The following is a 5,623-nucleotide window of genomic DNA, read 5'->3' as shown; positions in this document are numbered from 1 at the left end:
TTTCTCTGGAGGCTTCGAGCGAGAGGGTTGCTGAGACTTTCGCATAAGCTCGGATAAGATGAGTTCGACTTTCTTCCGGATTGCAGGGTTGAAGTAATTCCGTTTTTCTTCATACCCATGAGCTAAGAATAGAAAAGAAGTGAACGAATCGTTTCTTCCTGACTCCACTACCTGTAACTTTTGGCGATCCATTTGGTAGCGGAGCTGCTTCCGTTCTTCCCTTGCCTCCAATTCCATTTTCCCTAACAGCTCCATGTACGGTTCTTTGATTTTGAATTTCCCCTGTTCAAAATGTTTCCTGTCCTGTCGGATGACAGCGATGGCCATGGATAAAAACAAATAGCGGGAAGCGAGATCTAGTTCTTTCTGTTTTAAGTACCGCATGCTATTCTCCTCCATAATGCGAACGTGTGTTCTTGTTTTATTATACCACGTGATGCTGGTAATTATGCAAGAGAATTTGTGAAAAGGCTAAAAATGGCAAGATAGGGAAATGATATTTGTAGCACAAACTCTTGGTAGGCAGATGAACGTGTTTCGTTTAAAATGAAGGAAAAGCACGCGCTGGTTATCAGTGTGGACAAGGAGCAGCCTCGCCTTATGTACTTATTTACCGAATCCATCGATCATTGGAAGAGAATGGCTGAAAACGACCAACTATTTGAGTATATTATCAACCAATTGGAGCAGCTGGAAAGTTTCGGTCCTATTCCCGGAATCCTGTTTCCTATGCTGGAGGCATTTTTGCCGCTGTTGCCGTTGGTCGCTTTTGTACTGGCAAACTCAGTTGTATATGGGTTGTTTAAAGGGTTTTTATATGCTTGGATTGGTGCGGTTGTTGGAGCAATCAGTGTCTTTTTAATCATTCGGAGACTCGGAGATAAAAAATTTTTTCGGTTTATCACACGTCACCATCAAGTGCAGCGGGTGATGACTTGGGTGGAAGAGCATGGATTCGGTCCATTATTTTTGCTCATGTGTTTTCCGTTTTCTCCTTCTTCGATTATTAATATCGTTTCGGGTTTATCGAAAGTAAACAAACAGCAGTTCATTCTTGCCGTCTTATTAGGAAAGTCAGTTATGATTTTTACCATCGCCTTTGTAGGAAGCAGTATTGCATCTTTCGCTCAAAATCCGGTAAAAACGATTGTCGTAGGCGCCTGCATTTTGCTGTTTTGGGTACTTGGAAAATTCATAGAAAGACGGATTCATAAAAAGGCAGAACGTCAAGCGTACACAAGTGATTAAGTTTAATCCGGGACGGGTAAAATGTTGATAGAAAGAACACCTGGAGGATTAAACGATGAAAAAAAAATACCAAAGAGCAATTCGAACCATCTTGTTTGCTTTGCTGCTGGCTTTTGTATTCCGATCATTTATGTTCGCCAGTTATATCGTGGATGGTGAATCGATGGAACCGACACTATATGATGGCAATCTACTAATGGTCAATAAGGTTGTGTACGATTGGAAAGACATCGGAAGAAAGGACGTCATTGTCTTCCATGCGAATGAAAAAGAAGATTATGTGAAGCGCGTAATCGGGGTAGGCGGCGATGAGATAGAAGTCAAAGATGATCAGCTCTATGTTAACGGAGAGTTGGTGGATGAGCACTACTTGGATTCGCTGAGGCCGCATGATGGACTTCCGTTCACCGACGATTTTACATTGCAGCAAGTGACGGGACAGAAAAAAGTGCCTGAAGGAAAACTGTTTGTTATGGGAGATAATCGAAGAGACAGTTTGGACAGCCGTTATTTCGGCTTTGTGAATATTGAGACAGTCGTGGGGAAGGTGGACGTTCGGTACTGGCCATTCTCCCAAGTAGCGCTGCAATTTAATTGATGAAAGAAGCCGTCCTTAGAGACGGTTTTTTTAACGTTAAGCTCTACTTAAATCTTGGTGTTAATTTTGAGATCACAGAGATTGGATAGGGTGTTGGGGCTATTGTTTTTGTAAGACCCGGTGCCCGACGCCGGAAGTGAAAAATGGTAGAATGGAAGAAATGAACTAACGTAAAGGAGCGGGAAAGATATGGGGATGCGTTTATTGCTCGGACGTTCGGGAGCAGGTAAAAGTACGCGGTGTTTAGAAGAAATTGAAACAAAATTGAAAGCCGATCCCAAAGGGAATTCAATCATTTATATCGTTCCTGATCAAATGACATTTCAACAAGAATATGCCCTTTTGAAGCGTGAAGGAATCGAAGGGTCGATCCGTGCCCAGGTGTTCAGTTTTTCCCGTCTGGCCTGGAGAGTGCTTCAGGATACAGGTGGCGGCACGAAGAAATTCATTACCTCCACAGGGGTACAGATGATGCTCAGAAAAATTGTCGAAGAGCGGACCTCAGACTGGAGGGTTTTCCAAAAAGCGGTAGAAAAACAAGGGTTTATCGAACAATTGGAAGGCATAATTACAGAGTTCAAACGATACCGTATCACGCCGGAAGACCTCCATTTGCAAATGAATGCTCTTGACCAATTTGTGCATACGACAAGTCAGGAACAGGGGCTGAGGGATAAACTGGAGGACTTGTCTTATATTTATGACCGTCTCGTCGATGCATTAAGGGAACAGTACATAGATAGCGAAGATCAGTTGCAGCTGCTTGCGAGTAAGGTTCCTGAGGCTGCCTTTTTAGAAGGGGCTGATATTTATATCGATGGTTTCCATAGCTTTACACCGCAAGAGTATGAAGTCATTGAAGCCTTGCTGAAAAAAGTGAAGACGATCCACGTGACATTGACAACTGAAAAACCGGAGGATGGCCTCAATCCTGAGCTAGATTTGTTCCACGAAACAAAAGAGACGTATTTGAAGCTGCAAGAGCTGACCGAAGAAGCAGGAGAGACCATCGACGGAGTGGAAGTTCTCGATCATACGGAGGGTCGATTGGAAGGTCGTCCAGCCTTTCTACATCTGGAAAAATATTTTGATGAGCGTCCGGCTCCTCCCTATGAAGGAGAAGTTCCTATAAAAGTGGCGGAGGCCGTCCATCCTCGTGCTGAAATCGAGGGAGTTGCTCAAGAAATATTGAGGCTAGTCCGAGAAGAGGGGTATCGCTTCAAGGATATGGCCATTTTGATGAGGGAGCCCGAGGTTTACCATAGTCTGATTGAAACTTTATTTGATGATTACGATATCCCGGTCTTCATCGATGAGAAACGGACGATGCTCAACCATGCGATGATTGAGTTGATTCGTTCAGCTCTTGATGTGGTGGATGGAAATTTCAGGTATGATGCGGTCTTCCGTTTATTAAAGACAGGATTTATTCCAGCGACGGACAGGACTTATCCCCTGTCTGAGGACGCAATTGATGAGCTGGAGAATTATGTACTTGAGTATGGCATTCGTTCCAGAAGCCAGTGGTTTTCTGACAAAGAGTGGGTCTATCAACGTTTCCGTGGTTTCGAGCAGGCTTCTCAGACGGATGATGAGAAAGAAAAGCAGGACCGGATCAACGCTTATCGAAATCAGGTGCGCAAAGCATTGGAAGCATTCGATACGGATATGCGTGAGGCTGACACAATCGGGCAGCGGGCTGAGGTGATGTACGTCTGGCTTGAGCACCTGCGTGTGCCTCAGCGCTTAGAACAATGGCGCGAACGCTATGATGAAGCAGGGGAAATTGAACGTGGCCGTGAGCAGGAGCAGGTGTGGGATGCATTTCTTCAATTATTGGATGAAATCGTGGAAATGGCTGGTGAAGAAAGGATGTCCTTGCAGCTGTTCAGGAATACGATCGAAAGTGGTTTGGAATCACTTACGTTTGCCCACGTCCCGCCAAGCATGGACCATGTCATCGTAGGTAGCGTGGATCGCTCAAGAATTACAGGAATCAAAGCGGCGTTTCTATTAGGAGTGACGGATGGAATGTGGCCGATGAAACCACCGAGTGACGGGATGATTTCTGAACAAGAGCGGGCACTCCTTGCGGAACAAGGGCTGCTGCTTGCAGATGGAAGCAGCCGGCAGCTGCTCGATGATCGTTTTTACGTGTACCTGGCTTTGACGATGGCAAAGGATCATTTATGGGTTAGTTATCCGCTCAGTAATGAAGAAGGAAAGTCCAAAGTTCCCGCAACATTGATCCAGCGAATTGAAGAGCTTTTTCCTTATTGTGAGGACCACGTCTTATTGCAAGATCCTGATGATCTTCATGAAGCGACGAGGTTCATTACAAATCCTGTTAAAACAAGGTCTGCGCTCACTTCCCAGCTAGCTCGATACTTAAAAGGTTATCGTATGGAACCGGTCTGGTGGAGTGTGCTCAATTGGTACATCGATCAGGAAGAGTCATTCGGACTGACGAATCGAGTATTGCAAAGCTTATTCTATCAAAACAAGCCCGTCGATTTGTCAGAGAGAACAACTACGAAATTATTCGAGAAACAGCACAAAACTAGCGTGTCACGACTGGAAACCTATCACCGCTGTTCCTATCAATACTTTGCAAGACATAGCTTGAATCTGGAGGAGCGTAGAACATATAAGCTTGATGCACCGGACATTGGTCAGCTCTTTCATGAAGCTTTAAAACAAATCACCGAGTGGGTCCAGTCAGAAGGCCGTGATTTCGCTCAATTGAATCAAGGCGAAGCGAATCAATATGCGGAACGAGCCACGTACCAATTGGCTCCGATTTTACAAAACCAGATTTTGCACAGCTCTAATCGGTACAAATATATTCAAAAGAAACTCCAAAGTGTTATCGCTCGCGCGGCTTTTGTGTTGAGTGAGCAGGCGAGAAAAAGTCAATTCTCTCCTGTAGGATTAGAGCTCGGTTTTGGAACAGGTAAGGATGAAAAGCTGCCCGCATTGTCACTAAATCTGCCGAATGGTTATGAATTGATGCTTCGAGGGCGTATTGACCGGGTGGATAAAGCTTTAACGGAAGAGGATATGTTCTTACGAATTATCGATTACAAGTCGAGCGCTAAAGGATTAAGCCTGGTTGATGTGTATTATGGACTATCTCTGCAGATGCTTGCTTACCTTGATGTGGTTCTTTCCAATGCTGAACGCTGGCTGGGCTCAACAGCTTCACCAGCAGGAGTGTTGTATTTCCACGTCCACAATCCAATGATTTCTGGTAAACAGATGCTGGAGGATTCGCAGATTGAAGAGGAGATTTTTAAGAAATTTAAGATGCAAGGGCTGCTTCTCGAGAATGAGCGTATCGTCCAAATGATGGATACTGGTCTTGAGAAGGGACATAGTCAAATTATTCCGGCGGGCTTGAAGGCAAAAGGCGGCTTTTATAAAGGCTCACAAACAGCGGATGCCGAGCGTTTTCAGGAATTGAACCGTTACATTCGTCAGTTGATGAGCCAGGCAGGAACGAATATTACGGATGGAAAAGTAAAACTTGATCCATTCCAGCAGAAGCAGCAGGTAGCCTGCAACTTCTGTCCGTATCGTTCGGTCTGTCAATTCGATCCGAGTTTAGAAGAAAATGAGTATCGCAAGCTTCAAGAGATGAAAGACGAAGAAGTGCTGGAGAAAATTATTCAGAGAGAGGAGGATTCCGCATGGTAAGCTGGACAGAAGAACAACAGCGTGCGATTTATTCCCATGGTTCCAATATATTAGTAGCCGCCGCTGCCGGCTCAGGAAAAA

At 44.8% G+C, this 5,623-nt stretch carries 5 protein-coding genes; 4 read left to right on the top strand and 1 reads right to left on the bottom strand.

The window, feature by feature from the left end:
* The coding region (locus LD39_RS19190) for a hypothetical protein (RefSeq protein ID WP_035551968.1) at positions 1–384 on the bottom strand (384 nt) is incomplete at its 3' end.
* A 216-nt stretch (positions 385–600) separates the two neighbouring features.
* Between LD39_RS19190 and LD39_RS19185 the strand changes: the two genes are divergently transcribed.
* From LD39_RS19185 to LD39_RS23945, 4 genes are all read left to right on the top strand, one after another.
* Positions 601–1,248 (top strand): TVP38/TMEM64 family protein, encoded by a 648-nt coding sequence (locus LD39_RS19185; protein ID WP_035551965.1) that lies wholly within the window; start codon positions 601–603, stop codon positions 1,246–1,248.
* Positions 1,249–1,303: 55 nt separating this feature from the next.
* The gene (gene lepB / locus LD39_RS19180) at positions 1,304–1,846 is read left to right on the top strand and encodes a signal peptidase I (RefSeq protein ID WP_035551962.1); all 543 of its coding nucleotides are present in this window, start codon (positions 1,304–1,306) and stop codon (positions 1,844–1,846) included.
* A 189-nt stretch (positions 1,847–2,035) separates the two neighbouring features.
* Positions 2,036–5,542, top strand: a complete 3,507-nt coding sequence (gene addB, locus LD39_RS19175; RefSeq protein ID WP_035551959.1) for a helicase-exonuclease AddAB subunit AddB — start codon at positions 2,036–2,038, stop codon at positions 5,540–5,542.
* A partial coding sequence (locus LD39_RS23945) for a UvrD-helicase domain-containing protein (protein ID WP_197061462.1) occupies positions 5,536–5,623 on the top strand: 88 nt, incomplete at its 3' end. The genes addB and LD39_RS23945, both read left to right, overlap by 7 nt.

The sequence above is a fragment of the Halobacillus sp. BBL2006 genome (assembly GCF_000786645.1).
In the GTDB taxonomy this organism is placed as follows: Bacteria; Bacillota; Bacilli; order Bacillales; family Halobacillaceae; genus Halobacillus.
Note: the sequence above shows the minus strand (reverse complement) of the source record. Positions and strands in the feature narration are given on the sequence as shown.